Origin of the sequence: Coleofasciculus sp. (assembly GCF_046539235.1) — a bacterium.
Classification (GTDB): Bacteria; Cyanobacteriota; Cyanobacteriia; order Cyanobacteriales; family Coleofasciculaceae; genus Coleofasciculus.
In genome coordinates, this window is the sequence record NZ_JBKHHI010000055.1 from 1 (window position 1) to 23,603 (window position 23,603).

The 23,603-nt window shown below is 44.9% G+C and carries 25 protein-coding genes and 2 pseudogenes; 6 read left to right on the forward strand and 21 right to left on the reverse strand.

Annotation, left to right across the window (positions count from 1 at the left end; genetic code table 11):
- Positions 1 to 401: glyceraldehyde 3-phosphate dehydrogenase NAD-binding domain-containing protein (locus tag ACLFWI_RS07420; protein ID WP_446412401.1), on the reverse strand; the 401-nt coding region annotated here is incomplete at its 3' end.
- Positions 402 to 1,246: 845 nt separating this feature from the next.
- On the opposite strand from ACLFWI_RS07420, the gene ACLFWI_RS07425 reads away from it, so the two are divergent.
- Positions 1,247 to 1,870 carry a TMEM165/GDT1 family protein gene (locus ACLFWI_RS07425; RefSeq protein ID WP_446412402.1) on the forward strand — a complete coding sequence of 208 codons (624 nt, stop codon included), beginning with the start codon at positions 1,247 to 1,249 and terminating at the stop codon, positions 1,868 to 1,870.
- Positions 1,871 to 1,908: 38 nt separating this feature from the next.
- Here the strand turns inward: ACLFWI_RS07425 and ACLFWI_RS07430 are convergent.
- From ACLFWI_RS07430 to ACLFWI_RS07450, 5 genes and pseudogenes are all read right to left on the reverse strand, one after another.
- Positions 1,909 to 2,049, reverse strand: a pseudogene (locus ACLFWI_RS07430) (GmrSD restriction endonuclease domain-containing protein); the annotation flags it as partial.
- A gap of 117 nt (positions 2,050 to 2,166) precedes the next feature.
- The gene (locus ACLFWI_RS07435) at positions 2,167 to 2,622 is read right to left on the reverse strand and encodes a type II toxin-antitoxin system VapC family toxin (protein WP_446412403.1); all 456 of its coding nucleotides are present in this window, start codon (positions 2,620 to 2,622) and stop codon (positions 2,167 to 2,169) included.
- Complete coding sequence (locus ACLFWI_RS07440; protein WP_446412404.1) at positions 2,619 to 3,077, reverse strand: hypothetical protein; 459 nt, start codon at positions 3,075 to 3,077, stop codon at positions 2,619 to 2,621. Before ACLFWI_RS07440 ends, ACLFWI_RS07435 begins: the two co-directional genes overlap by 4 nt.
- Positions 3,078 to 3,163: 86 nt before the next feature.
- Positions 3,164 to 3,331 (reverse strand): annotated as a pseudogene (locus ACLFWI_RS07445) (nucleic acid-binding protein); the annotation flags it as partial.
- Between the two features lie 75 nt (positions 3,332 to 3,406).
- Positions 3,407 to 3,628 carry a helix-turn-helix domain-containing protein gene (locus ACLFWI_RS07450; RefSeq protein ID WP_446412405.1) on the reverse strand — a complete coding sequence of 74 codons (222 nt, stop codon included), beginning with the start codon at positions 3,626 to 3,628 and terminating at the stop codon, positions 3,407 to 3,409.
- A gap of 167 nt (positions 3,629 to 3,795) precedes the next feature.
- Here ACLFWI_RS07450 and ACLFWI_RS07455 point away from each other — a divergent pair, with 167 nt between their 5' ends.
- A complete protein-coding gene (locus tag ACLFWI_RS07455) occupies positions 3,796 to 4,047 on the forward strand; it encodes a hypothetical protein (protein WP_446375876.1) in 252 nt (83 codons plus the stop codon).
- Between the two features lie 156 nt (positions 4,048 to 4,203).
- Here ACLFWI_RS07455 and ACLFWI_RS07460 read toward each other — a convergent pair whose 3' ends face one another.
- The 5 genes from ACLFWI_RS07460 to ACLFWI_RS07480 form a co-directional block, all read right to left on the reverse strand.
- Positions 4,204 to 4,536: an element excision factor XisI family protein gene (locus tag ACLFWI_RS07460; RefSeq protein WP_446412406.1), complete on the reverse strand. Its 333-nt coding sequence runs from the start codon at positions 4,534 to 4,536 to the stop codon at positions 4,204 to 4,206.
- Positions 4,527 to 4,943 carry a XisH family protein gene (locus ACLFWI_RS07465; protein ID WP_446412407.1) on the reverse strand — a complete coding sequence of 139 codons (417 nt, stop codon included), beginning with the start codon at positions 4,941 to 4,943 and terminating at the stop codon, positions 4,527 to 4,529. The genes ACLFWI_RS07460 and ACLFWI_RS07465 overlap by 10 nt, the downstream gene beginning before the upstream one ends.
- Before the next feature lie 135 nt (positions 4,944 to 5,078).
- A complete protein-coding gene (locus ACLFWI_RS07470; protein WP_446412408.1) occupies positions 5,079 to 5,384 on the reverse strand; it encodes an endonuclease domain-containing protein in 306 nt (101 codons plus the stop codon).
- Positions 5,385 to 5,573: 189 nt separating this feature from the next.
- Complete coding sequence (gene acnB / locus ACLFWI_RS07475; protein ID WP_446412409.1) at positions 5,574 to 8,180, reverse strand: bifunctional aconitate hydratase 2/2-methylisocitrate dehydratase; 2,607 nt, start codon at positions 8,178 to 8,180, stop codon at positions 5,574 to 5,576.
- A gap of 333 nt (positions 8,181 to 8,513) precedes the next feature.
- Positions 8,514 to 9,572, reverse strand: coding sequence for a helix-turn-helix transcriptional regulator (locus ACLFWI_RS07480; protein WP_446412410.1), 1,059 nt, complete (start codon positions 9,570 to 9,572; stop codon positions 8,514 to 8,516).
- A 105-nt stretch (positions 9,573 to 9,677) separates the two neighbouring features.
- On the opposite strand from ACLFWI_RS07480, the gene ACLFWI_RS07485 reads away from it, so the two are divergent.
- On the forward strand, positions 9,678 to 9,857 hold the full coding sequence (locus ACLFWI_RS07485; protein ID WP_446406252.1) for a hypothetical protein: 180 nt from the start codon (positions 9,678 to 9,680) through the stop codon (positions 9,855 to 9,857).
- Positions 9,858 to 10,059: 202 nt separating this feature from the next.
- Here the strand turns inward: ACLFWI_RS07485 and ACLFWI_RS07490 are convergent, their stop codons facing one another.
- Positions 10,060 to 10,236: a hypothetical protein gene (locus ACLFWI_RS07490; protein ID WP_446412411.1), complete on the reverse strand. Its 177-nt coding sequence runs from the start codon at positions 10,234 to 10,236 to the stop codon at positions 10,060 to 10,062.
- Positions 10,237 to 10,270: 34 nt separating this feature from the next.
- Positions 10,271 to 11,884: a helix-turn-helix domain-containing protein gene (locus ACLFWI_RS07495; protein ID WP_446412412.1), complete on the reverse strand. Its 1,614-nt coding sequence runs from the start codon at positions 11,882 to 11,884 to the stop codon at positions 10,271 to 10,273.
- 347 nt (positions 11,885 to 12,231) lie between these two features.
- On the opposite strand from ACLFWI_RS07495, the gene ACLFWI_RS07500 reads away from it, so the two are divergent.
- From ACLFWI_RS07500 to ACLFWI_RS07510, 3 genes are all read left to right on the forward strand, one after another.
- The gene (locus ACLFWI_RS07500) at positions 12,232 to 12,354 is read left to right on the forward strand and encodes a hypothetical protein (protein ID WP_446378589.1); all 123 of its coding nucleotides are present in this window, start codon (positions 12,232 to 12,234) and stop codon (positions 12,352 to 12,354) included.
- A gap of 1,237 nt (positions 12,355 to 13,591) precedes the next feature.
- Positions 13,592 to 16,606, forward strand: coding sequence for a PAS domain S-box protein (locus tag ACLFWI_RS07505; RefSeq protein ID WP_446412413.1), 3,015 nt, complete (start codon positions 13,592 to 13,594; stop codon positions 16,604 to 16,606).
- Positions 16,607 to 16,945: 339 nt separating this feature from the next.
- On the forward strand, positions 16,946 to 18,118 hold the full coding sequence (locus ACLFWI_RS07510; RefSeq protein ID WP_446406249.1) for a hypothetical protein: 1,173 nt from the start codon (positions 16,946 to 16,948) through the stop codon (positions 18,116 to 18,118).
- Positions 18,119 to 18,180: 62 nt separating this feature from the next.
- Here the strand turns inward: ACLFWI_RS07510 and lpxD are convergent, their stop codons facing one another.
- The 8 genes from lpxD to ACLFWI_RS07550 all read right to left on the reverse strand — a co-directional run bounded on the left by lpxD (position 18,181) and on the right by ACLFWI_RS07550 (position 23,340).
- The gene (lpxD, locus tag ACLFWI_RS07515; RefSeq protein ID WP_446412414.1) at positions 18,181 to 19,221 is read right to left on the reverse strand and encodes a UDP-3-O-(3-hydroxymyristoyl)glucosamine N-acyltransferase; all 1,041 of its coding nucleotides are present in this window, start codon (positions 19,219 to 19,221) and stop codon (positions 18,181 to 18,183) included.
- A gap of 72 nt (positions 19,222 to 19,293) precedes the next feature.
- Positions 19,294 to 19,680, reverse strand: a complete 387-nt coding sequence (locus ACLFWI_RS07520) for a hypothetical protein (RefSeq protein WP_446412415.1) — start codon at positions 19,678 to 19,680, stop codon at positions 19,294 to 19,296.
- Positions 19,681 to 19,886: 206 nt separating this feature from the next.
- Complete coding sequence (locus tag ACLFWI_RS07525) at positions 19,887 to 21,110, reverse strand: NAD(P)/FAD-dependent oxidoreductase (RefSeq protein WP_446412416.1); 1,224 nt, start codon at positions 21,108 to 21,110, stop codon at positions 19,887 to 19,889.
- 26 nt (positions 21,111 to 21,136) lie between these two features.
- Positions 21,137 to 21,298 (reverse strand): rubredoxin, encoded by a 162-nt coding sequence (gene rd / locus ACLFWI_RS07530; protein ID WP_006099872.1) that lies wholly within the window; start codon positions 21,296 to 21,298, stop codon positions 21,137 to 21,139.
- A gap of 182 nt (positions 21,299 to 21,480) precedes the next feature.
- Positions 21,481 to 21,630 carry a hypothetical protein gene (locus ACLFWI_RS07535; RefSeq protein WP_446412417.1) on the reverse strand — a complete coding sequence of 50 codons (150 nt, stop codon included), beginning with the start codon at positions 21,628 to 21,630 and terminating at the stop codon, positions 21,481 to 21,483.
- Between the two features lie 26 nt (positions 21,631 to 21,656).
- Entirely contained in the window at positions 21,657 to 21,896 is a 240-nt protein-coding gene (locus ACLFWI_RS07540; protein WP_446406244.1) for an AbrB/MazE/SpoVT family DNA-binding domain-containing protein, read from the reverse strand.
- Between the two features lie 507 nt (positions 21,897 to 22,403).
- Positions 22,404 to 22,829: a hypothetical protein gene (locus ACLFWI_RS07545; protein WP_446412418.1), complete on the reverse strand. Its 426-nt coding sequence runs from the start codon at positions 22,827 to 22,829 to the stop codon at positions 22,404 to 22,406.
- Positions 22,830 to 23,142: 313 nt separating this feature from the next.
- Positions 23,143 to 23,340 carry a hypothetical protein gene (locus ACLFWI_RS07550; RefSeq protein WP_446406242.1) on the reverse strand — a complete coding sequence of 66 codons (198 nt, stop codon included), beginning with the start codon at positions 23,338 to 23,340 and terminating at the stop codon, positions 23,143 to 23,145.
- Positions 23,341 to 23,603 lie beyond the last annotated feature (263 nt).

Below are 23,603 nucleotides of genomic sequence, written 5' to 3' on the forward strand. Positions count from 1 at the left end.
GTGGGGACTTTTTCCGGGTCTTTTTCTTTGGTGGGAGCCGAGATGACGACTCGCTTCGCCCCGGCGGTGAGGTGCTTGGATGCACCGTCATAGGTGGTAAATAGACCGGTGGACTCAACCACATACTCGACGCCGTATTTCCCCCAGGGTAGTTCCTCTGGATTCTTGATCGAGACGCAGGGGATTACCTTATCATTGACTACAATGGCGTCGGGTTTGGCTTCTACCGTACCGTTGAACCGACCATGGGTGGAGTCGTACTTTAACAAATAGGCGATACTCTCTGGTGGAACCAGGTCGTTAATGCAGCAAAACTCAATATTGGGGTTTTCTAGTCCAGCCCGGAAAACTAGGCGTCCAATGCGACCAAATCCATTAATACCGACTTTGATAGGTGCCATGAAATTCTCCTTTTGGTTAAGTTGTACAGAGTATGCCAGGGAATACTATAGGGTACAGTGTCAAAGGGTAGTCTACTACTATCAGCCAATGTCAGCCTTGTGACGTAGCATTCGTCTGACCATCTGACATGAACTGTACCCGCGTCTGCTTTAGGTTTTCTTTAGACTGCTCCCTAATTAACACTTAGCTATCCCTTACTGTTTATAGACGGATTGTCAGTTCTTTTCAAGCTTGCAGGTTTCGGCAAGATTCGTCAATTGGTTTTTGCAGAATCATTGTCTAGGACTTTGAACCTAAATTTGCTACAACTGATACTGAAAATTTAGTCAAGCTGATCCGGTATACACGGATGTTGCCTGTGTCTATCTCTACGATTGGAAAACTTGATTGATCAGCTTGCCCTGAGCTGTTGAGGGGGTTGATTATCCTTCAGGAAGAGAGTTATCTAGCGACTTACTCTCTGGGGAACGGGAATCTGGATGAGCTAAAAAAAGATGAAATCAATATGAATGAAAAATGAACAGATATGGAAAATAGCTTCTGAACTGAATCTCTGAGAATACTCGATCAAAAAATTAAATTATGCTATCTTAAAAAAGAATGAAAGGGAGTAGCTCCTGGTCAAACATTACCAGGATACCTGAATCAACATACTGGTGATGAGCCTGGTTCAGGTGACAAGGGATTGAAGCTTCAGGTCATTTGAATCTACAGAATCTGAGCTGAATAGTTAGTTCCTTGGTAGCGAGACTTTCACTGAGTTCACACATTGATGTGAGCTTGGTGGGGTCTGCCTTTTCTCATCAAGCTCCATCAACGGCAATTGATTAAGGAGCTTGTAAAAATGTTAACTGCATTTACCGCTGGATTATTACTAATTACGATTTCTGAGTTAGGGGATAAGACGTTTTTTATTGGCGTAATCTTATCCATGCGTTATTCGCGGCGGCTGGTATTTTTGGGAGTTCTGGCGGCGTTAGCAGCGATGACGGTACTATCCGTATTATTGGGACAGGTGGTGTCGTTGCTGCCTGAATATTATATCCAGTATGGGGAAATTGCCTTATTTTTAGGATTTGGCTTTAAGCTATTGTATGATGCCAGTAAAATGCCCGCTCAAGCTGAAAATACAGGCGCAAAGGAAGCGGCGGTAGAAGTCGCCAAGCAGAATAAGAAAGATAAGTTACAGTCTGGCAATTTCGCTATTCTACTGCAAGCCTTTACCATGACATTTCTAGCGGAGTGGGGCGATCGCACCCAAATTAGCACCATCGCCTTAGCCGCCGCCCATCAACCTGTTGGCGTTACTGTCGGGGCAATTTTAGGTCATGGGATTTGCACCGCGATCGCAGTAATTGGTGGACGGTTAATTGCAGGACGAATTTCTGAACGGTTGGTAACAGCATTAGGAGGCGTATTATTTCTGATTTTCGGTGTCGTAGCGATGTTAGTTCCAGGTATTGATTGAGTTACGATGGGTCCGAGAAAATAAAAATCTTTTCCTTCCGCAGTGTAAAGACTCATCAAGTCTTCCCATAGAGTCTCCCAGTTTCCCTTTTTCCAAGAGTAAGGTCTCTGAAAAAGTGGTATTTGAAACTGTTTAGCGCCTTCTAGTAAATTGCGAAGACTGGTTTCTGAGGCTTTCATTGTTTATTTTTTTCTTACTCTTACATGTATTATAGACAACATCATGAGAGTTCTGCTAAATCTGAAATACCATAGCCACGTCATTTACCGACACCTGAGTTTTCTAGAACAAGGGTACTACTCGATTAGTCGCCAATGGCGAGCATCAACGAATTGAGATAAATGTTTTACATTAGTGGTCGCAATTATAACTTCATTTCCTTCCTGTGTTACTACTATAGCCTGAGCCGCCAGAATCACATCTCCATCAAGTGCTTTGGGATCGGCTGTTGGTTGTCCTCTCTTGCGTGCTTCCGCCCAAAGTTCAGCCGCTTTGAGCATCACTTCTGTAGTAATTGGACGGTAAGTAATTGCAGCTTTAAGTTGATCAAGTCGCCTAATTCCCGCTACCTTACCTACTCGTAGCAACTCACGCCGCAGCTCATAATCAGCAATCTCAGGCAACATTGCCTCATAACCTTTTAAGGGCAAATCATCTAGCCAAAGCTTGCACTCTTGGCAAATAGCAGATGAAGTTTTGGGATTTGTCACCATTCCTAATAGACCTGTGTCTAACATGACTATCCTACTCATGAGAACAACGGTCGATTAGAAAGACGATCTTCATCCAGCACTTGACGGAGATATTCCCAAGTTTCAGTTTGTTCTTGCTCATCTCCCTCCTCTATCCATAACCTAGTTAACTCCTTGAGGGCTTTATGCTGTTGAGCGAGTCGGTTAGCTTCAAGAGTTTCCGGTGTAGGGTTTGAAGCCTGCGATCGCACGGGTTTCATTGTCACGCTTTCACGGAATAAGCGGACGATTTGCAGTAGGTTGGGTAGATATTCTTCCGGTGTTTGCTGGATTTCCAGAATCAACTTGGCTAAGAGATGGTCATCCTGTGGGGAATCCTTCTCGGTACTTGTTGTATTGGTTACACGGCTTAACTCTTGCTCAGACATAGTATTCTCCTTTATCTCTTTGGCAATTATCTCGACTTTCCCACCCCCAATAATTTTCCCTCGTCTGCGGTCTAAGGTATTTATCATAACTCTTCTTTTGTACCTTTTCTAAGAGACGATTAATTTGACTATCTCGTATTTCGCTTTTAAACTTCATGCCAACTCCCTTAAAATTAAATGATAAACCGCCAGTCACGGGCGTCAACGAACTGAGACAAATGCCCTACATTAGTTGTAGCAATTATAACTTCATTTCCTTCGTCTACCATCAATGTAGCCTGAGCTGCCAGAATTACATCCCCATCAAGGGCTTTAGGATCGGCTGTTGGTTGTCCTCGTCTCAATCCCAGAGGCGGGAAGGGTAAGATGCGATTGCGCGAAGCGCAGTGGCTTTCGCCAATCGCACTTCCTAAACATCAAGGCTGTGTTTCTTCTAGCATCGACTCGTTGACCGCATCCACTAACTCTGCTTCCGTGCATTGATACAAGTCACGCAAGCGAAATACTTGCCAAACTTCCATCATTGGTGTTGTTCTCCCCTTTTCCCAGTTGCGGATTGAAGATTCGGAGCATTTTAGTTCACGAGCGACATTACGGATAATCAGCCCTGCGCGTTTTCTCAAGGCTCTCAGGTTCATAAGTGACTGAATGTTCCCACTAAAGTAGCGTTAAAACTTAGCGTCAAGTATTGACAATTGACAAATATTGTGTATGGCTCTTTAATCATAAAAGAAAAAGCGTTAGTACATCCCCACCAAGAGACTGACTAACGCCCTTTCCTTTGTTCCTTACGGACTATCTAATCATGCCATACAATTCCAATCAAATCACTTACCGACAACGACTAACTCCCTGGGCGATCGCTCAACTCCTACCGAATATGCAACGAACTATTGTGGGTCGGTTCCGCAGTCGGTCTGATGCGGATGGTCATTTGCGGTGTCTGCGTCAGCTTATACCCCATGCGTCCTTTGTCGTGGTATTTGACCCGCAACCGGATGAAGAAACGGTATCTGTGTCTGTTGCAACGGCGCAAAAAGCGGTTATTGGAGGATGAGGGGAGGCGATCGCATGTTCTGGATATGAGAGTGCGATCGCGAATTAATTCTCTTGCACCGACACCATCGTAGGGGCGCATAGCGATGCGCCCTTAACAATTAAGTCACCTTTGCGCCCAGTTGACAATGGTGCTTTCGGCTCTCTAACTTCATAACTACCCCACCGCCAACTCGGTAAACTGACGCATATAAGGCGACCTGTATCCTAGCACGATATCAGACTTAGGCACTCCGGCTTCAATTAACTTGTTGGCTATCCCGACCTCAGTTCCATCTCGTTGAATCCAAATTTTCCCCTGCTTAATTTCGATGTGAATAACACATCCAAAAACTCGTCGTTCTCCACGCCAGCCAACATGAAACATGAGATAGCGATCGCGCTTTAGATCGAAAGCAAGTTGAGTCTCTACTTCCCGATCATCAGTATTGTCGTCAGCCTGTTTTTCGACGATTGACTGAATTAGTTTTCTATAGTTCTCTATTTCCATGCTACAATTTCCTCTCTAACAGGATTAAATATTAGCAATCTTAGTTCCATTCGGTTTACTGATATTTGAGCTAAACGCCGAGTAAAAAAATCTTCATAAATATCTTCTGGAACGGCTAAATTAAGAATTCTATTGGGTTCTTTTTCTTCTAATACTACTTTATAGTTCCAGGCTTGCCCCATCGCTTCGTGAAAATCATTGATCAGTGAAAGACCTAAAAAACTTTTAATTTCTACTGCTATTTTTTGTTCGTACCTCTCGGCTCCTAATAAATTATTTTCAGCACCTAAATCCACATATAGCTTATCTTGATCTACTTTAAGATACAGAGGAGCGTGAGTAATTGTCCACCCTTCCTTTTCCAGTGCTGAACGGACAATGGGATGAAAGATATCTTTTGCAGACATAGCTTTAGGTGACGATTTTTCTTAGGTCTTACTTATAAGTTAAGCTAATTATTCAGGATGAGACCTAAAAAGCCATTGAAGTCATGCCTCGATTTTATCACTCCTCCAAGGTTTCAGCCACAACCTCCCTCAAGATCATATTCGCAGCAATTGCAGTCCCCGTGCAGACAAAACGCGATCGCGTTCGGCGTCATATTCAGCTTGGTGTTGATGAATCTTTCCATCCACTTCTATGACTAATCGGGCAGCATGACAATAGAAATCGGCAATAAATCCATCAATAATTTGCTGACGACGGCAATGGAAGCCATTCAAGCGATTAGCGCGAAGATGTTGCCAAAGGATTTTTTCTTCTGGGGTCATTTGGCGACGGAGTTCTTTGGCGCGTCGTACTTTAGCTGAGGTGACTTTTTGTCCGATAACAATATTATGTGTTGACACCTTTTTGGGTATGGGGGGTGGCGAGGGAGTGGGGTTATTCATAATAAAGGATTAAGATAGGGTTTTATCGTTACATTTTAAATGACCTCTCCCCCAGCCCCTCTCCTACAAGGAGAGGGGAGCCGGAATGCCGGAACTCTTGTTCCCCCTTCCCTTGCAGAGAAGGGGGTTAGGGGGTTAGGTTTTAACTTACCTCGCCGCTGTCGGCATCCCCAAAATATCCTCAATCTTGGGCATTTCTTCCAACGGAATCACCCGTCCTTCATCCTCAAACCCAGCAATTTGATCGAAGTTCAAATAGCGATACAAATCACCAGCAAAAGGATTCAATTTCTCCGTCACAATCGCCGTATATTCCTCAACTGTGGGAATCCGTCCCAACAGCGCACAAACAGCAGCTAATTCTGCCGAACCAAGATAAACTCGCGCATCTTTGCCCATGCGATTGTTGAAATTCCGAGTTGATGTCGAAAAAACCGTCGCCTCATCTTCAACCCGCGCCTGGTTCCCCATACATAGCGAACATCCCGGCATTTCTGTCCGTGCATCCGCCGCCGCAAAGGTATCATAAATCCCTTCTTCCCGCAGTTGTTTTTCATCCATCCGGGTAGGCGGACAAATCCAGAGGCGCACTTTAACTTTTCCTGCACCTTCTAACACCTTGGCAGCCGCCCGGTAATGTCCAATATTGGTCATGCAAGAGCCAATGAACACCTCATCAATTTTGTCACCCGCACATTCGGACATTAATTTAACGTTATCTGGGTCATTCGGTGCCGCGACAATCGGTTCTTTGATGTCGTTGAGATTGACTTCGATAATATCCGCATACTCGGCATTGGCATCCGCAGACATTAACTCCGGATTTGCCAACCATTGCTCCATTTTAGCCACACGGCGCAGAATAGTCCGGGCATCTTGATAGCCTCGCGCTGCCATATTTTTCAATAGAGCAATATTAGACCGCAGATACTCGGAAATTGTCTCTTTCCCCAGTTTAATGGTTGAGCCAGCACAAGACCGTTCGGCTGTGGCATCGGTGAGTTCAAAGGCTTGTTCGACTTTTAAATCCGGTAAGCCTTCCATCTCCATAATCCGTCCAGAGAAGACGTTTTTCTTGTTCTCTTTAGCAACGGTTAATTTGCCTTGTTGAATCGCCACATAAGGAATTGCATTAACAATATCCCGCAGGGTGACACCGGGTTGCAATTCACCCGTAAACCGGACTAAGACGGATTCAGGCATATCTAAGGGCATAACCCCCAAAGCTGCTGCAAAGGCGACTAACCCGGAACCAGCGGGGAAGGAAATCCCTAAGGGGAAGCGGGTGTGGGAATCGCCACCAGTACCGACAGTATCGGGTAATAACATCCGGTTTAACCAGGAGTGGATAATTCCATCTCCTGGACGCAAAGCGACACCGCCGCGTGTAGAAAAGAAGTTGGGGAGTTCTTTGTGGGTGGTAATATCCACGGGTTTGGGATAAGCGGCGGTATGGCAGAAACTCTGCATGACTAAATCGGCGCTGAATCCCAGACAGGCGAGTTCTTTGAGTTCGTCTCGTGTCATGGGACCTGTGGTATCTTGAGACCCAACGGTAGTCATTAAGGGTTCGCAGGAGGTTCCCGGACGCACGCCGGGTAAGCCGCAGGCTTTGCCCACCATTTTCTGGGCTAAGGTAAAGCCTTTATCGCTATCCTCTGGCATGGTGGGACGAGTGAAGAGGTTACTGGGGGCTAATCCCAGGGCTTCACGGGTTTTATCGGTGAGACTCCGCCCGATTAATAGAGGAATACGCCCACCTGCGCGGACTTCATCCAGGATGGTTTCGGGTTTGAGTTTAAAGGTGGAAATGACTTCGCCAGCTTCGTTGGTGATTTCGCCTTTGTAAGGGTGGATAGTAATCACCATTCCCGTTTCCATCTGGGTGACATCACACTCGATGGGTAATGCCCCGGAGTCTTCGGCAGTGTTAAAGAAGATAGGCGCGATCGCACCCCCTAAAATATAGCCGCCTGCACGTTTATTGGGAACGTAGGGAATATCTTCACCAATATGCCAAAGTACGGAGTTAATCGCGGATTTACGGGAGGAGCCTGTACCGACAACATCGCCAACGTAAGCCACAGGATAGCCTTTTTCTTTCAGCTTGGCAATGGTTTCTAAGGCATCCGGCATCCGGGATTCCAGCATGGCTAAGGCGTGGAGGGGGATATCCGGGCGGGTGGTGGCGTGGGTGGCGGGAGAAAGATCGTCGGTGTTGGTTTCTCCGGGAACTTTGAAGACGGTGACAGTGATGGCTTTGGGAAGTTTGGCACGGCGGATAAACCAGACGCCATTTGCCCAAGCATCTGCTACCTGTTTGGCGTAGGGATTGACCTCTGAAAGGGCGAGAACATCGTTGAAGGTATCATACACCAAGGTGATTTTACTTAGTTCAACGGCGGCTTCATACCCTAAGGCGTTGTCAGGGGATTTGAGTAAATCAACTAAGGATTGGACGTTGTAACCGCCTACCATTGTCCCCAAAAGGTCTACGGCACCTTGGTGACTGATGAGGGGGCTGGTGATTTCTCCTTTAGCAATGGCGGTTAGGAAGCCTGCTTTGATATAGGCGGCTTCGTCAACACCCGGAGGAACGCGATCGCGAATTAGGTGCATTAATGTTTCTTTTTCCCCCGGTGGCGGGTTTTTCAGCAGTTCGCACAGTTCAGTGGTTTGCTTGGCGTCTAGGGGTAGGGGGGGGATACCGAGTTCGGCGCGTTCAGCAGCGTGTTGGCGATAGGCTTCTAGCATTCTAGTTGTCTCCTCTCTAAGCGTTTGCTGGCATTGTGGCAGTTCAGGTTAGAATTTTTCAAGTACGGCTGTCCTGTTCTGTCTGCCTGTTGCATAGGTAAAGGGTACTGTCTTCTCATCCTCTTTATTGTTGGCAGTGAACCCTTACCATAGAATTTCTCTCGGTGCTGTATCTGATTTGACCTAGCATTATAGCCCGGAACTAAAGTTCGGGCTAAAAGCTAAAACCCGTTAAAACGGGTTCAGAGCTTTTACAGCAGATTGTCGGTTTATCAGATACAGAATTAAATAATGTACCTCACCAACTTGAAAACCCCTATCATGTAGTAAGCTTTAGCTTACTTGAGCTTTAGGTTCCGGAAATTTATTTCCTGGCTTCCAATGGGATTTGCGCTTCTCAATTTCAGCGATGGGTAATAGTAAGGTGTCTTCTATTTCCTGTCGTACTTCCTGGCTGATGTAACAGTCGCTGTTGAGGCAATCGACTAGCAGTTTATTGGCGTTGTAATACTGCTGTAATAGTTGCTTTTGTGAATCGCTTAATTGCCAGTTATAACCGATGTTGCAATGCTGAATCATCACATTTCTTAATTGAGCCGTCCACGACTCATTTTTGTCATACCACCATTGTTTGAAGGATTCTTGATTATGCTCAAATGGCTCAGGTATATTTTTACTCAACTCTTGCAACTTTCGCTTAAGCTCAATGTCCATATCATCAAATCCTAGAGGTAAATCAATAGCCGATTCAATTGCAGCCATTTGTTTGAATGTTAGAGGACGAGCAAGAGAGCGAAAAAGTCCTAAATCAAAAAATAACCCGAAATCGAATTTGAATAGCCAAAATAATGAATAATTCAAATTACCGACGAGAAAAAAACTGCAAAGGGAACTTGAGTTTTCATAATTACAACATTGTATCAATTCATTAATCGCTAACCGCCTACGTCCAATGACTTTTTCTAGGATATTAACTTTAGTATAAATATCCTTCAAACCAATAGGTTGAGTCATGTCCAGCACTTTCATTGTGCCGCAATCCTTTTGGATGCTGGGTTTGATTTTCTGGCGTATTTCTTGCACCAGGGTATCAATGTCTACCTCATGAGTAGGAGTATGAGGAGTTGAAGTTGGATAAAAGGCTTGATACTTCTGGATGAGGAAATCATGCAGCTTCCGCGCCTTATTGGGACTATTACCACCAAACTTGAACGTCTTATATACATGACTCATGCGAGTGCGAAAGGCATTGGGGGAGATATGAAGATATTCCGCGATCGCGTCTACATTCCCTTGACGACTGAAACGTGCCACAAATGCTTTTTCCTGTTCCGGGGAAAGGTCATAGTCGCGAGCGATTTTGGTCAGAAAGTCGAGGGGTAGCGGTTGCATGAGACGAATGTTAGCCTATGTTAGCTATGTTAGCCTAAGTTTCAGCGTAATCTCTTAATTGCAACGGCGATAGTAAGAAGCAGTTGAGTTCAAAGGTTACTCTAAATGACAAAACAAAGGAATTTGAGTGCAACTAAAATTATTATTGCTTTGCAGGTTCTGCTGACTCCTGTGGTGCTGGGAACGGTTAGTTATTGGGTAATTAATTCTGATTTCCAGGGGGTGATTCAATTGAAGCTAAACCGCGATGGGGGTGAAGTGCTGATTGATCGGCGTTCTGAGTAAAAGAACCTAGCGCCTGTGTAGGGGCGGGTTTCATTATTATCTTTTTGGTTACACCCAGATGTGACTAAACCCGCCCTGACTTGACCCTTGATTTTGCTAGCTGGTCAGTTATAGCAATGGTGCGTTACCCTAAAATAGGGCTTTGTTTGTAGTAAGCACGAAGCGTGCTTTAACGCATAGCTGGAGAGGGCTAAAGCCCTGACTACGAACCTAATCTAATACAATGAGGGGTATAGGATAAAGATACCAGAAATCGGGAAACAATTGGATGCGATCGCGTGGATTCAATTCCTACAAGAATCGCTAAATCCTCTATGTAGGGTGGGCATTGCCCACCTACCACTATAGATAAGAACCAATCATTATAGAGACGTTGCATGCAACGTCTCTACATCTATTCTATCCCTGAACCATTATCCAGAATTCAATTCAGTCAAACCCAGCACTTTCTGCAACAGCCGTTGGTCTTCTAATTTTATCCGAAACCGTTCTTTCTCGATATCTCGAATCCAGCTTTGGCTTTTACCTGTCAATTGCGCTAAGCCGCGTTGACTGAGTTTGTTACGTTGTCTCGCCGCGATAACATCTGCGCCCGAAAGTATAGATGAGTGGGATTTGGTTTTGCGTTTGGTCAATCGTACCTTGTTTGGCTCAACGCTAGTCAGCGCATGTTCCCATTCTGACTTCAGTTCAAACCATAAAATCCGGGCTTTCATTAACAGGTTCCATTTACCACGGGGCGCTGCATCGGTTAACCGCCTATTACTATTTCCATCTTGAATCCAAAACTCTAACGCCGCATCCGCATCGTCGGGGAGATCTCCTAATTTCGCCCACATGGGTTGAATCTCTGGTAAGTATGTCACCGGATCAAACACAGGTTTGAGTCCATAATGACTGAGAACTTCTAAATCGGTTTCAAATGTCCGCACCAGACGTTTTCGTTCATCTCGCTGGGAAGACGCCCGCAGAAGTTTGTCCTCTCCATACGCCACCCGCATTAATGTGGGTACAGTAATCCGTTGTCGTTTTCCAATTCGAGTTTTAAACAACAGCCACAGCATCATCCGCGTCGCCCCTTCATGATGTTGCCAGTTACTGATTACAGCACTGAGTAAGGATTGAGGCAGATTACCATACTGATAGAAGGCGGTTCGGTTTTGACAGCCTTGCCGATTTAAGAAATACTTTGCCCAAATTCCTGCCCTAACCCGAAAGGTTAAACCAACTAAATGTTTGTATCCTTGTTCGTCTTCTTGAAAATGATGTTCAATTGGCTGTAGATGCCACAAGCGACTTTGGGGAATACTAAATTCTGGGACTTTACCTTGCTTTGACCAATGAGCACTGATGCTAATTTGGCAGGGCTGCTGGGCAAGCTGTTTGATTAGACTTAATTTAGCCGCTTTACTCAAATCTGTGCGTTTCTCTAATCCCAAATAGTTCTCAATTTGCACATCGTTGAGGGTAAACTCTTCTTGCCACGGTTTCTCTAATGCTGTCGCGTATGCGGCATAAATTAAATGGAGACAGGTGGCTTTGATATCCATCGCCTCAAGCGTCGCCTGGGCTTCGTCAGCCGATAACGTATTAGTTGAGTCTGTATCAAATGTATCAGTTAACCAAAAGTCCACTTCACCTTGACCTTGACGCACCTGTCGCTGATAACAGAATTTTCCAGACGCATCGGTGTGCCAAGGGAGGGAGAGTCGCTGTGCTAATAGGTTGCACGCTTCCCAGATGACGATGGAGGAAGCAAAGGGATTGGTTTTGTCATTGGCAAATAAGTCCGGACTGGTGGCAGGTCTTTCATTCAGCTTGTATCGTCCCTTTTTCCCTTGAGCGGGAACTGGAGAACTGATGGGACAGTGAATCACACATTGAGGTTCGGGATAATACCCTTCGCAGTTGTTACATAGATTGGGATCAATCCAAGTTTGGTTATCCTTGACTTTGATTGCACCCGTTGGACATTGAGTACGACAGATATCACACTCGGTACAACTTTGGGAAAGTTTATAAGCCATAACACTAGGAAACTACTGCATCTTTAATAAGTAAAATCCTGAACTCCAAGGGGAACCTTTGGAGTGCCTGTGCATTAAATAGGGATTGAGTGACAGCAAATTCTAAAATAGACGACCGCCACCGATGACTAGCTATAGATCGTTGCCTCAAATCACTGATGGATTCATGGCATTTTCTTTATGCTTATCAAGAATCTTTCTAATCAAATATTTGCTTATTATCTTCAGGATATTTGTTCAATCTGAGCAATTTCTGATTTCTTAAGGTTTCTTTTATTAGGTAACACTTTTTAATACTTTTTTATACTAAAGTATTACTGTAGATAATTAGAGATGGCTAGACGTAGATGAAACGAACCACGATTACGATCAAAGTTACTGTCGAGCAAAAGCAGCAGCTTAAACAGGAAGCCGAGAAAGACAAGCGAACGCTGTCAAACTATATCAAAGTGAAACTTGGCTTACTCTAAGCCAGGTAAGCCTCAATTCTGGCTCAAAAGTGCTGTTTTTGCTAAGAAATGCCCAATTTTAATGTCTGAGAGGAGGATTTGACCTATTTTGATCTCGACTGATTGATTTTGGCGATGAAGCTTCATATTAAGCGATTTAAAACTTGCATCAGTTTTATGCAAAGCTTACTTGTACGTTACTAAACAGTGACAAGATAGCGATCCCATTACATTGGCAGCTTGCCACTCCTGAACTGTCTAATTACAGATAATTTGTAGGGAGTACAGCGCTATTGGTTTCGTTAAGTTGTTGGCTGATCCACCCCTAAAACAGTTCGAGCGTGGCAAGTTATCTATCTCTAGATAGAGGAAATTTTTCTGTAAAAATAAGCTTATTTTGTAGTCTAATTAACTGAAACATATAACCCAATAAGCTAAGGAATTTACCTTTTGTTTGTATTCCCTGGTGTTTGGTATCAATTTTAACAAATTTCCGATAGGATTTTGGATATTAGTGATTGGGAATTCAGATCAAGTAGGTGGTGAGAATTAACGTAACAAAAGCGACTTGATCATCCGGGTTTGATTGTTACTCTTAAGGAGTCGGACATGATTAAAGTTGACCGTTGAGATTGAGGAAACTTTAAGCCGTCACGCATTGAAATTAGGAATGGGTAGGGAGGATGACTCATGAAGATCCCCGGCGTTAACTTTGATTGTGCCTACCGATTTAACACGAGTGCCACGGACTTAAAGCAGAATGTCACTGACTTAAGCTGGGTTCGTAGTAGGCACGAAGCGTGCCAGAAGCGAAGACAGCGCTGACTACAAACTCTAAAGTCAGTGGCATTCGACTTAAAGCAGGTGGGCAATGCCCACCCTACGGTATATAGTGCGATCGCTTTCATCAGAGAAAAATCAGTAGATGTAGCTCGATTTAAGAACTTGCCTTATCATGAGTGAGTTGGTTCGTGTCTAATGGTCAACCTCTCCTCAAGTCAGAATCTCTCCATTGACCATTCCTGGCACTGACAACACCTACCACTGAGGAAACTGGGTGTGTGTGGTAGATGACAGGCGATTTGAGCTAAGGACTTTACAATTAGTTACATGAATGTGGATAATGGCAAACAGTGAAATTTATTAACATTATTTATGTCAAAGGCGAGAAAATTTAATAAAATTTTAAGCATTCAACCGTTCACTCCCACAAAACCCTCGCAATAGTTGAGCCACGCATCTGAGTGTGGAGAAAATCATGGCTATTTTACCCAATTCCCTTGAATCTACCCCCAACTCCACCAAAGACCAACAGGCACCGGAATCGCAACAACACAGCGAAGCCCAATTTCAGGCGTTAGTTGCCAATATTCCGGGCGCTGTCTATCGTCGTACCTGGGACTCGACGGGGACGATGACGTTTGTGAGTTCAGCGATTCAGGATATTTCTGGCTATGAGGCGTCAGAGTTTATTGGCGATCGCATCCGTTCCTTTGACAGTATTATCCACCCTCACGATCGCCGTCGCGTGAAAGAAAGCGTGGGGCAAAGTATTGACAACCAACACCCCTACCTGTTGGAGTACCGGATTGTCCGCGCCGATGGCAAAATCGCTTGGATCTATGATAAAGGTCAAGGGACGCGGGATGAGAATGGTGTCGTCCAATGGCTGGATGGCGTGATTCTGGATATTAGCGATCGCAAACAAACAGAACTTCAACTGCGGGAAACCCAAGCCTTCCTCAACTCCGTGATCGAGAATCTCCCGGTGGGTGTCTTTATTAAAGATGCCAAAGCGTTACAGGTGATGTACTGGAACAAAACCAGCGAAGAACTCTTAGGTTACTCAAAAGCCCAAGTTCTGGGTAAGAGTGACTATGATTTTTTACCTTACCAACAAGCCCGACTCTTACGGGCGAAAGACCGACAAATTCTCATGGGGGGTACATTAGTCGATATTCCCGAAGCCCCCTTGAACACGCCCCATCGCGGCGAACGCATCGTCAATGCCAAAAAAGTCCCCTTGCTGGATGAAACGGGTACACCCCAGTATCTATTGGGGATTTTTGAAGATATCACAGAACGCAAGCAAGCCGAAGCCGCCCTGCGAGAATCGGAACGTCATTATCGCTGTATTGTGGAAACCGCATCCGAGGGGGTTTGGGTGTTTGATCAGAATAACCAAATCACCTTCGCCAATAGTCGCATGGCGCAAATGCTAGGGTATACGATCGCACAAATGCAGGGGCGATCGCTGTTTGATTTTATTGACAGCGAATCCCAAGCCTTAATCCAAACCTACTTAGAACGTCGCCGTCAAGGAATCCAGGAACGCTACGATTTCAAGTTTCGCCGCCAAGATGGATCAAATCTATGGGCGATTATTTCGGCGACGCCACTATTTAATGATCAAGGCGGGTTTGTCGGGGTGCTGAGAATGATTACCGACATTAGCGATCGCAAACAAGCCGAGGAAGCCTTACAGGAGAGAGAACAATTTTTAAGCAGCATCCTCAATGGTGTGGAAAACTCGATTAGTGTCGTCGATGTTCATCAACGCCAGAGTGAACCTGATCCATCCTGGGAATTCCGTTATGTGGATGTGAATCCGGCTTACGAACAGTTAATCGGTATCCCCGCCGAACAGTTACGGAATAAACCCATGGCTGCGATCCTACCGCCGGATCGGGCAATCACGATAACCGAACATTACACAACCTGTGTCCAGACTGGAACATCCCTATCCTATGAAGAATGTTTTACTGTACAGGGACAAGAACGGTGGTGGATTACCACATTAACCCCCCTGGGTGATCAACACGGACAGATTTATCGGGTGGTGAGTACCAGTACCAACATCACCCAGCGCAAGCAAGCGGAACAAAAAACGGCGCGATTGACGGCGATTTTGGAAAGTACCACCGATTTTGTCAGTATGTGTGAACCGGATGGGACGCTCCTCTATATTAATAAGGCGGGGCGGCAATTGGTGGGACTTGATCCAGATCAGGAGATCAGCCATTTGCGGATGTGGGATTTCCATCCCGAGTCGGTGAACCAACGGTTGTTCGCCGAAGCCTTACCCACTGTGATCCAAGACAAAGTATGGCAGGGTGAAACCTCACTCGTGCACCAACAGGGTTGGGAAATTCCCGTGTCTCAGGTGGTGATGGCGCACCAAGGCGCAACTGGAGAGGTGGAGGTGTTTTCCACGATTATCCGGGATATTAGCGATCGCAAACAAGCTGAGGAAGCCTTGCGGAAATCTGAACATCAGTTACGAGTCAAAAACCACGATCTCCAGCAAACCTTACATCAACTCAAGCAGACTCAAACCCAACTCATTCAACAGGAAAAAATGGTCAGTTTGGGTCAAATGGTTGCGGGAATTGCCCATGAAATCAATAACCCGATTGGTTTTATTGCTGGGAATATTACCTATACTCGTCAATATGGGATGGAATTGTTGCAGTTGTTGCAACTCTATGCTAAGAATTATCCCGAACCGGTTGCCGAAATTCAAGACGAGATTGAGGCGGTTGATTTAGACTTTGTTAAGGCTGATTTTCCCAAACTCTTGAACTCCATGGAAGAGGGGGCGAATCGTATCCGCCAAATTGTCTTATCCCTGCGGAATTTCTCCCGTTTAGATGAGGCAGAGATTAAGCCAGTGGATATCCATGACGGGATTGAAAGCACCTTACTTGTCTTACAGCATCGACTCAAATCAACACTGAATCGTCCCGAAATTCAGGTTGATAAACATTATGGCAACTTGCCATCGGTGGAATGCTACGCCAGTCAGCTTAATCAGGTATTTTTGAATATCCTGGGGAATGCCATTGATGCCTTAGACACCCACCCAGAACCCCGCAAAATTACGATATGTACGGCAGTGAGTTCTCAATTACCCGTTGTCCCATTGGAGGAGTCACCAGAAAACGAACCCCAGAACTCGCAACCGATTGAACGGGTAATTATTCGGATCAAGGATAATGGTCCAGGTATCCCCGAAGCGATTCAAAAGCAAATCTTTGATCCGTTCTTTACCACTAAAACCATTGGCACAGGGACGGGGTTAGGGTTATCGATTTCTCAATCAATTGTGGTGGATAAACATGGGGGTCAATTGACCTGTATTTCCCAACCGGGTCAAGGGACAGAGTTTGTAATTGAGTTACCGATAAAGCAACAATTGCTCTCGTCTCCGCTTCAGTTTTCCTTTGGGGAATCTTTAGCCTTATCACCAAAGTTTGTCCAGTCTTCAGCGTGAGTTAGCAGAGACGTTCCGGCGGAACGTCTCTACAAATCTACTACCTAAGAGATAAAGGGAGTGTCACTTCATCGGATTTGGTATAATATATACCCTAGCCACTACCCATCATGGCAATACTATCCGCGCTAATCGCCACGTTAAGTCAGGCAGTTTTTTCATCCGTCACAGATTTAACCGGAATAAAAAAAAACACACAGAAGTATTTAAATAGGCTTTACATCACTTTTTTGCTATGAAGTTATGATGGGGATATAAAAAAACAATCTGAAATGCTGCGAAGTTGAAATTAGGACAGTTTGCCCACAACCATTGCTCTGATAACCCGACTCCTGAATTATGCTGAAAACTACCCAACTGGTCAAAAAAAGTTCAGTCGAACGCCTCGTCAAGCTATGGGCGCAACGTTACATGCCAGACTTGTCAACTCTATCCTCAATAGAAGGGGGGTTGACTCCCACTGATTTAATAGCAGCATCTTCTAGAGAAGGGCGAATTCAAACCGTTGCCGAAATACGGCGCTTAGTCCAGATCCACTGTGAACGCGCTGGGATGAAAACCAATACTCTTTTCTCTTATGTCCCTAATGTTGTGAATTTAGCTGAAGCTCGGCGATTGGCTCAGTTTGGAGCAAAGGCTTATTCCAAGGCAATGGATGTTTACTTGCAGCAATCGCCATCTACCTCATCCCTAGCTGCAATGCGATTGACACTGACTCAAAATAACTCCAAAAAAGTAATTGATTTATCAAGCAAAGTCTTTGCCAATTGGGCGAAACAAGCCTTAGAATTACCTGCCATTGAACAGCTCTACACAGAACTTGAACCCTCATTATTGGAACTTCAACAGCAACATCTAGTCTCAAAAGACCCGCGCACAATTGGCTTTATCAATACCCAGTTTCACTTCAGTGCCGCATTAATCCTCAACAAACTCACCCTTGCCGAGCAAGTGTTAGTCAGCCCCTATCTGAAGTTTATCGAAGAGCAAGCTTGTATTCCCTGGAGACGGGTGTGTTCAGCTGCTGCCCAGCATGAGCCGAGTTCACCTATCTTAGCCATTGTCGAACAGATGCTACCGCTCAGTCATGAAATTGCCAACAAAGTTTACAATCAATGCATCGAATTATTCCCTCATCATCAAAGCCGTCGAGGTGGACTAATTGACCCAGGTGTAACAGCCTCTACAACCAGAGATCTAAATATGTTCCAAAGCTATTTATGGTTGTGTGTGCTAGAGGAAAGTATGGCAGCCGTGGAACAAGAACTCGTGCCTTTATGTGTTATGGTTTTTCCTAGCGTAGATGTAGCTTGGGATCTGGTAGCGGATATGACCAAATTACTCATAGATGAAGTCCTCGATCGTATTCCAGCAAACTCAAAGCATCTAGTACAACCCTATGCTTACACTATGAATGAAATCTTCTCCAATCTTGAGCAGAAAGCCGATGAACTTAGTCAAGGATTATATAAATTCGTTGACGATTCAATGCGACTGACGATGAGACACTAGGCTAAATCTGGCAATAGCGATAAGAAAGTTCCATTACCCGCCCCTAGAGGCTCAACACTCTCTCATCCCTTGTTTTTCTGTAATTGCTTCAGTGTTTGATACATTTCCGGTAACCGATTATAAATGGCGGATACTTTTAAATATAATTTATGGGGAACAGCGGGAGTACCAGAGACAATCGCTCCGGCTTCTACATTATTATGAACCCCCGATTTTGCCGTTACGATCGCGCCGTCTCCAATCTTAGCTTGATTCGCAATCCCGACTTGACCGGCGAGGATTACCCGATTCCCCACTTTCACACCTCCAGCTAAGCCAACTTGCGCCGCGATCGCACAAGCACCTCCCACTTGACACCCATGACCAATTTGCACGAGGTTATCAATCTTAGTATGACGACCAATCCGAGTTTCTCCCACCGCCGGACGGTCAATCGTCGTATTACATCCCACTTCCACCCCATCTTCTAAAACGGTATATCCCGATTGTTCCATCTTGAACCACCCCTCTTGAGTGGGGACAAAACCAAACCCTTCCGCCCCAATTACCGCACCGCTATGAATCACACAATCCGCCCCAATTTGGCTGCGTTCATGAATCGTACAGTTAGCATGTAAAATTGTGCGATCGCCGATTTTGACATCGGGATAAATCACTACATTCGGATGAATACAAACCCCATTACCAATCGTTACTCCCGCCTGAATCACCACATGCGCCCCAATATAAACCCCATTCCCTACCTGCGCTTCTGGGTGAATCACAGCGCTAGGATGAATTTCTGGTGCAGGTTTCCAGGGTTGATAGAAAAGCGCGATCGCCCGGGCAAATAATAGTCGGGGTTCCGATGCGCCAATCCAAGCAATACCGCGTTCTGTGGCTTGTCGTTGTAACCCTTCATCCGGGGGTAAAATTAACGCCCTCGCCTCGGTACTTTTCACTCTAGCGGCAAACTTAGCCCCCTCAATATAGCTGATCGTACTGCGGGTGGCTTGGTCAATTGGGGCGATCCCCTGAATCTCTGGATCACCCTCTGGATTAACCGATAGACTTGTGCGATCGGTGTCTATATTAAGCTTTTCTACCAGTTCACTAAATTTCATCTTCGTAAAGGTTCATGGTGGATCTTTCATGGTTCATGGTTAAGCCATGGACATTTTTAGCAAAGGATTCAATTAATTGCTAATCGGTCTATTATAGTTAACCGTAACCCTGCCATTGGTTTGATTGACAGTGACGCTAGTTTGTACGGTGTACCTTGTCGCACCGGGAGGACGTCCTTTAAAGGTAAATGTTACACTACCATCCTCATTTTCTGTATAAGGTGCATCTTGTACTGGACCATGCATCGCCGCTTCCGCCCGATATTGCCTCAATCCACCATTAATCTGTTCAGCCGCTTGTCGGGCTAGATTTTTCGCTCGATTCAGGTCAATGTAATATCCGGGATCTATTGCTGGAGATGATGCAGGCGATCGCGGCGATGTCTGGGCTATGCCATTGACGGCATTTCCGGCAAATGTTATCAAAGTTAGGGCAGAAACTATTATGATTTTATACATGTTTTTATCCTCACAAGTTTGAAGACATAGATTATAGATTATAGCGTTTTTACTAAGGATGATGGAGTGCAAACCTTGAGGGACACAAGCCTTGCAATTTTTGTTGTTCAGTTATCGGTGGGGAGGGCGGGTTTTGTGGTTCAGTTATCGGTAAATATCTAATTTAGTTCCTAAACCCGCCCCTACAATTGTGACTAAACCCGCCCCTACATTGTCCCCATTGCTTGACCCGCTAACCAAGCCGTTGTCCAAGCATTCTGAAAATTAAATCCGCCCGTAATTCCATCAACATCCAGGATTTCACCCGCCAAGTAAAGCCCCGGGCAGCAGCGACTTTCCATAGTTTTGAAATTCACCTCTTTTAAATTTATCCCGCCGCAGGTAACAAATTCTTCCTTAAAAACACCCTTCCCTTGAATCACATAACGTCCCTGATTCAGTTCTTGTACCAATTGATTCAAAGCTTTTTTAGAGACTTCTGCCCAGCGTTTGTTTGGGTCAATACCAACGTAGCTAATTAAACTTTGCCATAACCGTTTCGGAATCGGAATTGGGCAACTCGTGCTGATATGACGGTGCGGAAGTTGAGATTTAACCGATAGTAATAGCTGGCGCAGATAGTCTTGGTTATATTGGGGAAGCCAATTAATCACTAAAGGAGTTTGGTAGTGACAATCGTGGAAAAATCGAGCCGCCCACGCCGACAGTTTTAGGACGGCTGGACCACTTAATCCCCAATGGGTAATTAGTAATGGTCCCGTTTGTTCCTTGACATTTTTCCCGGCTTCTGGTAGTTTTATGTGAACATCATTAACACTAATTCCGGCTAAATCTTTTAAGCGTGGGTCTGATATTGTAAACGTAAATAAAGAAGGCACAGGGGGTTGGATAGTATGTCCCAAATCCTGAGCAAAGCGATAGCCAAGGGGATTACTCCCGGTTGCTAAAAGCACGCGATCGCACTCGATTGTTTCCCCGCTTTTTAACTGGAGTTGAAACCCAGAAGTAAAGCGAATGGATTTAACCGGAGTCGCGGTGCGAATCTGAACCCCTGCGCTTATAGCCCCATGGATGAGACAATCCACAATGGTTTGCGACGTATCCGTAACCGGGAACATCCGCCCATCCGCTTCGGTTTTCAGGTGTACCCCCTGCGCCTCAAACCAGGCGATCGTATCTTTGGGTTGAAACCGCGTAAACGCCGAGCGCAAGGCTTTACCCCCCCTAGGATAGGCTTGTACCAAAAGGGCGGGGTCAAAACACGCATGGGTGACATTACAGCGCCCACCGCCAGAAATCCGCACCTTAGTTAAAGGTGTTTTCGAGGCTTCCAGCAGGATGACGTGGGTGTGAGGATGGGCGGATGCAGATGCGATCGCGCCGAAGAAACCAGCCGCACCCCCACCGATAACAACGATTCTCACAGACAAAGTGTTTGCATTACTCAGGGTTATGATTATTCTAAGGGTTCAAAATCCGATTTAGCCGCCCCACAGACGGGACATACCCAGTCATCAGGGATATCCTCAAAGGCGGTTCCGGGTTCGATACCGCCATCGGGATCACCTTTTTCGGGATCATATTCGTAGTTGCAAACGGTGCAAACATATTTTTTCATGTTGTCTTCTCCTATTATCTGATTCAGTCGTACAGTTTATCGTACACCGTATTGCACCACTTATTCAGGCTAGCTATAGTTCATCTTCCCAGCCACCTAGCCTTTTGAAGAGGCGATTAAAATCGCTGCTACACAAACAAAGTCCGCCTGCGCGGACTGGGTTATAACGGGGGTAGCGTTCCTCAGATTTGGTATAAAAGCATCCCCACTGTGCCAATTACTTTTAATCCAATTTGTTTAGCAACGCGACGTGCTTTTTTATCGTCGAGAATAAGAATGACATTATTAAGTTTCATTGCCAGAGAAATCGTTTCGGCTTCTCCTTCATCCATTTGAGTTTTCAATTGGAGTTTTCAATCTAAGTTTTTTGGGCGAGTGTTTCCGCGACACTCTGACGAATTGTCTCTTGACTGGGATAAGGAACAGTTGCAGGTAAGACTCCGTAAAATTCACTAAGTCGCTTAGGCTTAATGATTCGCAATTTTAGATCAGTTCCTTCTAGGAGAAGTAATATTTCATCTCCTTCTTGAAGTCCGAGTTTTTGGCGAATGGTGGCAGGAATTGTAATTTGTCCTTCAGGTGTTAGTTTTACTTTCATGGCATATTTACTCAAAGTCTAAAAAGCTGAATCGGGGCGGGTTTAGTTACATCGGGTTACAACCGAAAAGATAGTTGTGAAACCCGCCCCTACACAATTCATACCAAATAAGGGTTAGCCACCCCCTTTATAAGCTAGTCCGCGCAGGCGGACTTTGTTTGTGTAGCTGCGACTTCTAGTCGCCAAAGCAAAAAAATGGTTTGTGAAATTTACCTACCTATCTATATTTATTAATCCATTTTTGTTTTGCTATTAATAGTTTCTTTTCCCATCCCGGTGAAACAGCCTCCTAAAAGCCCAGGATAAGTGATGATCAATCCAAGTTAATGCTGGTTTATCCTGAATCTCTATGGCTTTAGCTCTAGCTTTTTCTAAGGTTGCTATTGACTCATTAATCCTAAACTCTTTCCTTTGAATTATCCCTTGATGAACCAAAGGATTAATAATTTTATGAAATGTCCTATTTTCTTCTAAGATTTGTAAAGCTTGCGAATATTGTATCCTTGCCTATTCAAAATTACCTAAATTCATTTTATCATAAGCAAAATTTGATAATATATCTGTTTTTAATTCCAAAAACTTTGCCTTTGATCCTAAGTTAGTAACAGATTCTAAAAAACTTTCAATTAATCTCAAGGAACGCTTAAGATTGGGGATACCTTCTTGGTAAAGCTCTCTCTGAACTTGAGATATAGATAAATGTGCCTTGGCTTCTATATAGATTTCTGAGTTGGGAGATGAGTTTAAACATAACTCTTCATAAATGCGACTAGCTTCTGGTAAGTTGCCCGTTTTTCCCAAGGCTTTAGCTTTCAACAGTAGCAGCAATAATGAGCCGAAAGTGCAGCTTTTAGATATGGGTAGCTCCGGTGATGTTACGCCAACAATCAAATCTTGGGGAAACGCTGGGATCGACTCAGGGTAAGTTGACACCTTGGGGTAAAGGCGCGATCGCAGCCTTTATGCGTACTTTTCATTCCAACAGTTAACGTTTTCCAGAGTACAGGCATCTAGAACATCTGTATTAATCCCCTAGAACAGCCCTCACCCCCAGCCCCTCTCCCAAGCTTGGGCGAGGGGCTGGGGGGCTGTCGCTTAAACTTTCACCATGTTAGTCAAGGATTGGTGGGTTACGGCGGATATCTAATTAAATGATTATGTCTTAAAATTGAGTACCGCCTAACCCACCCTACCAGCTACCAGCCAGGAAACAAAAAGGAATGAATATTTTTTGGCTCAAGACTCTCTAACTGACTACCATCTGAGACTGCACATCTTGACAAGCTTTAATCAAGTGGTAGTTGGTTACTACCCGATTCCCATCAGGTAACTGTGTCCAATACCATTCCACATCTTCATCGTCTTTGATTTGAATGCTAAAGATGGAAGGGGGAATAGAAGAGTCTGTGGGAGGGGGTGCGTAGATGACTCGTACTGATGACATAAACTCCTCCTTAATCGGGAACTCACTCTAAATTGAGCCATACGAGATAGTGCCTTACCATCATCCCTCTTTTGAGGAAAAACGACTGTAACAAATTATTAAATCCAACGCTATGACCTAATCAAACTGTAGGCAAGAGTTTAACCATAACCTCTTGTTCCCCCTTCCGTGCAAAAAAAGCGAAGCATCTTCTGTCCACCCCCCTCGCAGGCAGGGCTAATTCATTGTGATGAGAGAAAATTAGGGCAACCAGGACTATTCAT

Coding starts and splice junctions, on each gene's coding strand:
- ACLFWI_RS07425 (WP_446412402.1), top strand. CDS start 1,247: ATGTTAACTGCATTTACCGCTGGATTATTACTAATTACGATTTCTGAG.
- ACLFWI_RS07435 (WP_446412403.1), bottom strand. CDS start 2,622: ATGAGTAGGATAGTCATGTTAGACACAGGTCTATTAGGAATGGTGACA.
- ACLFWI_RS07440 (WP_446412404.1), bottom strand. CDS start 3,077: ATGATAAATACCTTAGACCGCAGACGAGGGAAAATTATTGGGGGTGGG.
- ACLFWI_RS07450 (WP_446412405.1), bottom strand. CDS start 3,628: ATGAACCTGAGAGCCTTGAGAAAACGCGCAGGGCTGATTATCCGTAAT.
- ACLFWI_RS07455 (WP_446375876.1), top strand. CDS start 3,796: ATGCCATACAATTCCAATCAAATCACTTACCGACAACGACTAACTCCC.
- ACLFWI_RS07460 (WP_446412406.1), bottom strand. CDS start 4,536: ATGGAAATAGAGAACTATAGAAAACTAATTCAGTCAATCGTCGAAAAA.
- ACLFWI_RS07465 (WP_446412407.1), bottom strand. CDS start 4,943: ATGTCTGCAAAAGATATCTTTCATCCCATTGTCCGTTCAGCACTGGAA.
- acnB (WP_446412409.1), bottom strand. CDS start 8,180: ATGCTAGAAGCCTATCGCCAACACGCTGCTGAACGCGCCGAACTCGGT.
- ACLFWI_RS07480 (WP_446412410.1), bottom strand. CDS start 9,572: ATGCAACCGCTACCCCTCGACTTTCTGACCAAAATCGCTCGCGACTAT.
- ACLFWI_RS07485 (WP_446406252.1), top strand. CDS start 9,678: ATGACAAAACAAAGGAATTTGAGTGCAACTAAAATTATTATTGCTTTG.
- ACLFWI_RS07490 (WP_446412411.1), bottom strand. CDS start 10,236: ATGCAACGTCTCTATAATGATTGGTTCTTATCTATAGTGGTAGGTGGG.
- ACLFWI_RS07495 (WP_446412412.1), bottom strand. CDS start 11,884: ATGGCTTATAAACTTTCCCAAAGTTGTACCGAGTGTGATATCTGTCGT.
- ACLFWI_RS07500 (WP_446378589.1), top strand. CDS start 12,232: ATGAAACGAACCACGATTACGATCAAAGTTACTGTCGAGCAAAAGCAG.
- ACLFWI_RS07505 (WP_446412413.1), top strand. CDS start 13,592: ATGGCTATTTTACCCAATTCCCTTGAATCTACCCCCAACTCCACCAAA.
- ACLFWI_RS07510 (WP_446406249.1), top strand. CDS start 16,946: ATGCTGAAAACTACCCAACTGGTCAAAAAAAGTTCAGTCGAACGCCTC.
- lpxD (WP_446412414.1), bottom strand. CDS start 19,221: ATGAAATTTAGTGAACTGGTAGAAAAGCTTAATATAGACACCGATCGC.
- ACLFWI_RS07520 (WP_446412415.1), bottom strand. CDS start 19,680: ATGTATAAAATCATAATAGTTTCTGCCCTAACTTTGATAACATTTGCC.
- rd (WP_006099872.1), bottom strand. CDS start 21,298: ATGAAAAAATATGTTTGCACCGTTTGCAACTACGAATATGATCCCGAA.
- ACLFWI_RS07535 (WP_446412417.1), bottom strand. CDS start 21,630: ATGGATGAAGGAGAAGCCGAAACGATTTCTCTGGCAATGAAACTTAAT.
- ACLFWI_RS07540 (WP_446406244.1), bottom strand. CDS start 21,896: ATGAAAGTAAAACTAACACCTGAAGGACAAATTACAATTCCTGCCACC.
- ACLFWI_RS07550 (WP_446406242.1), bottom strand. CDS start 23,340: ATGTCATCAGTACGAGTCATCTACGCACCCCCTCCCACAGACTCTTCT.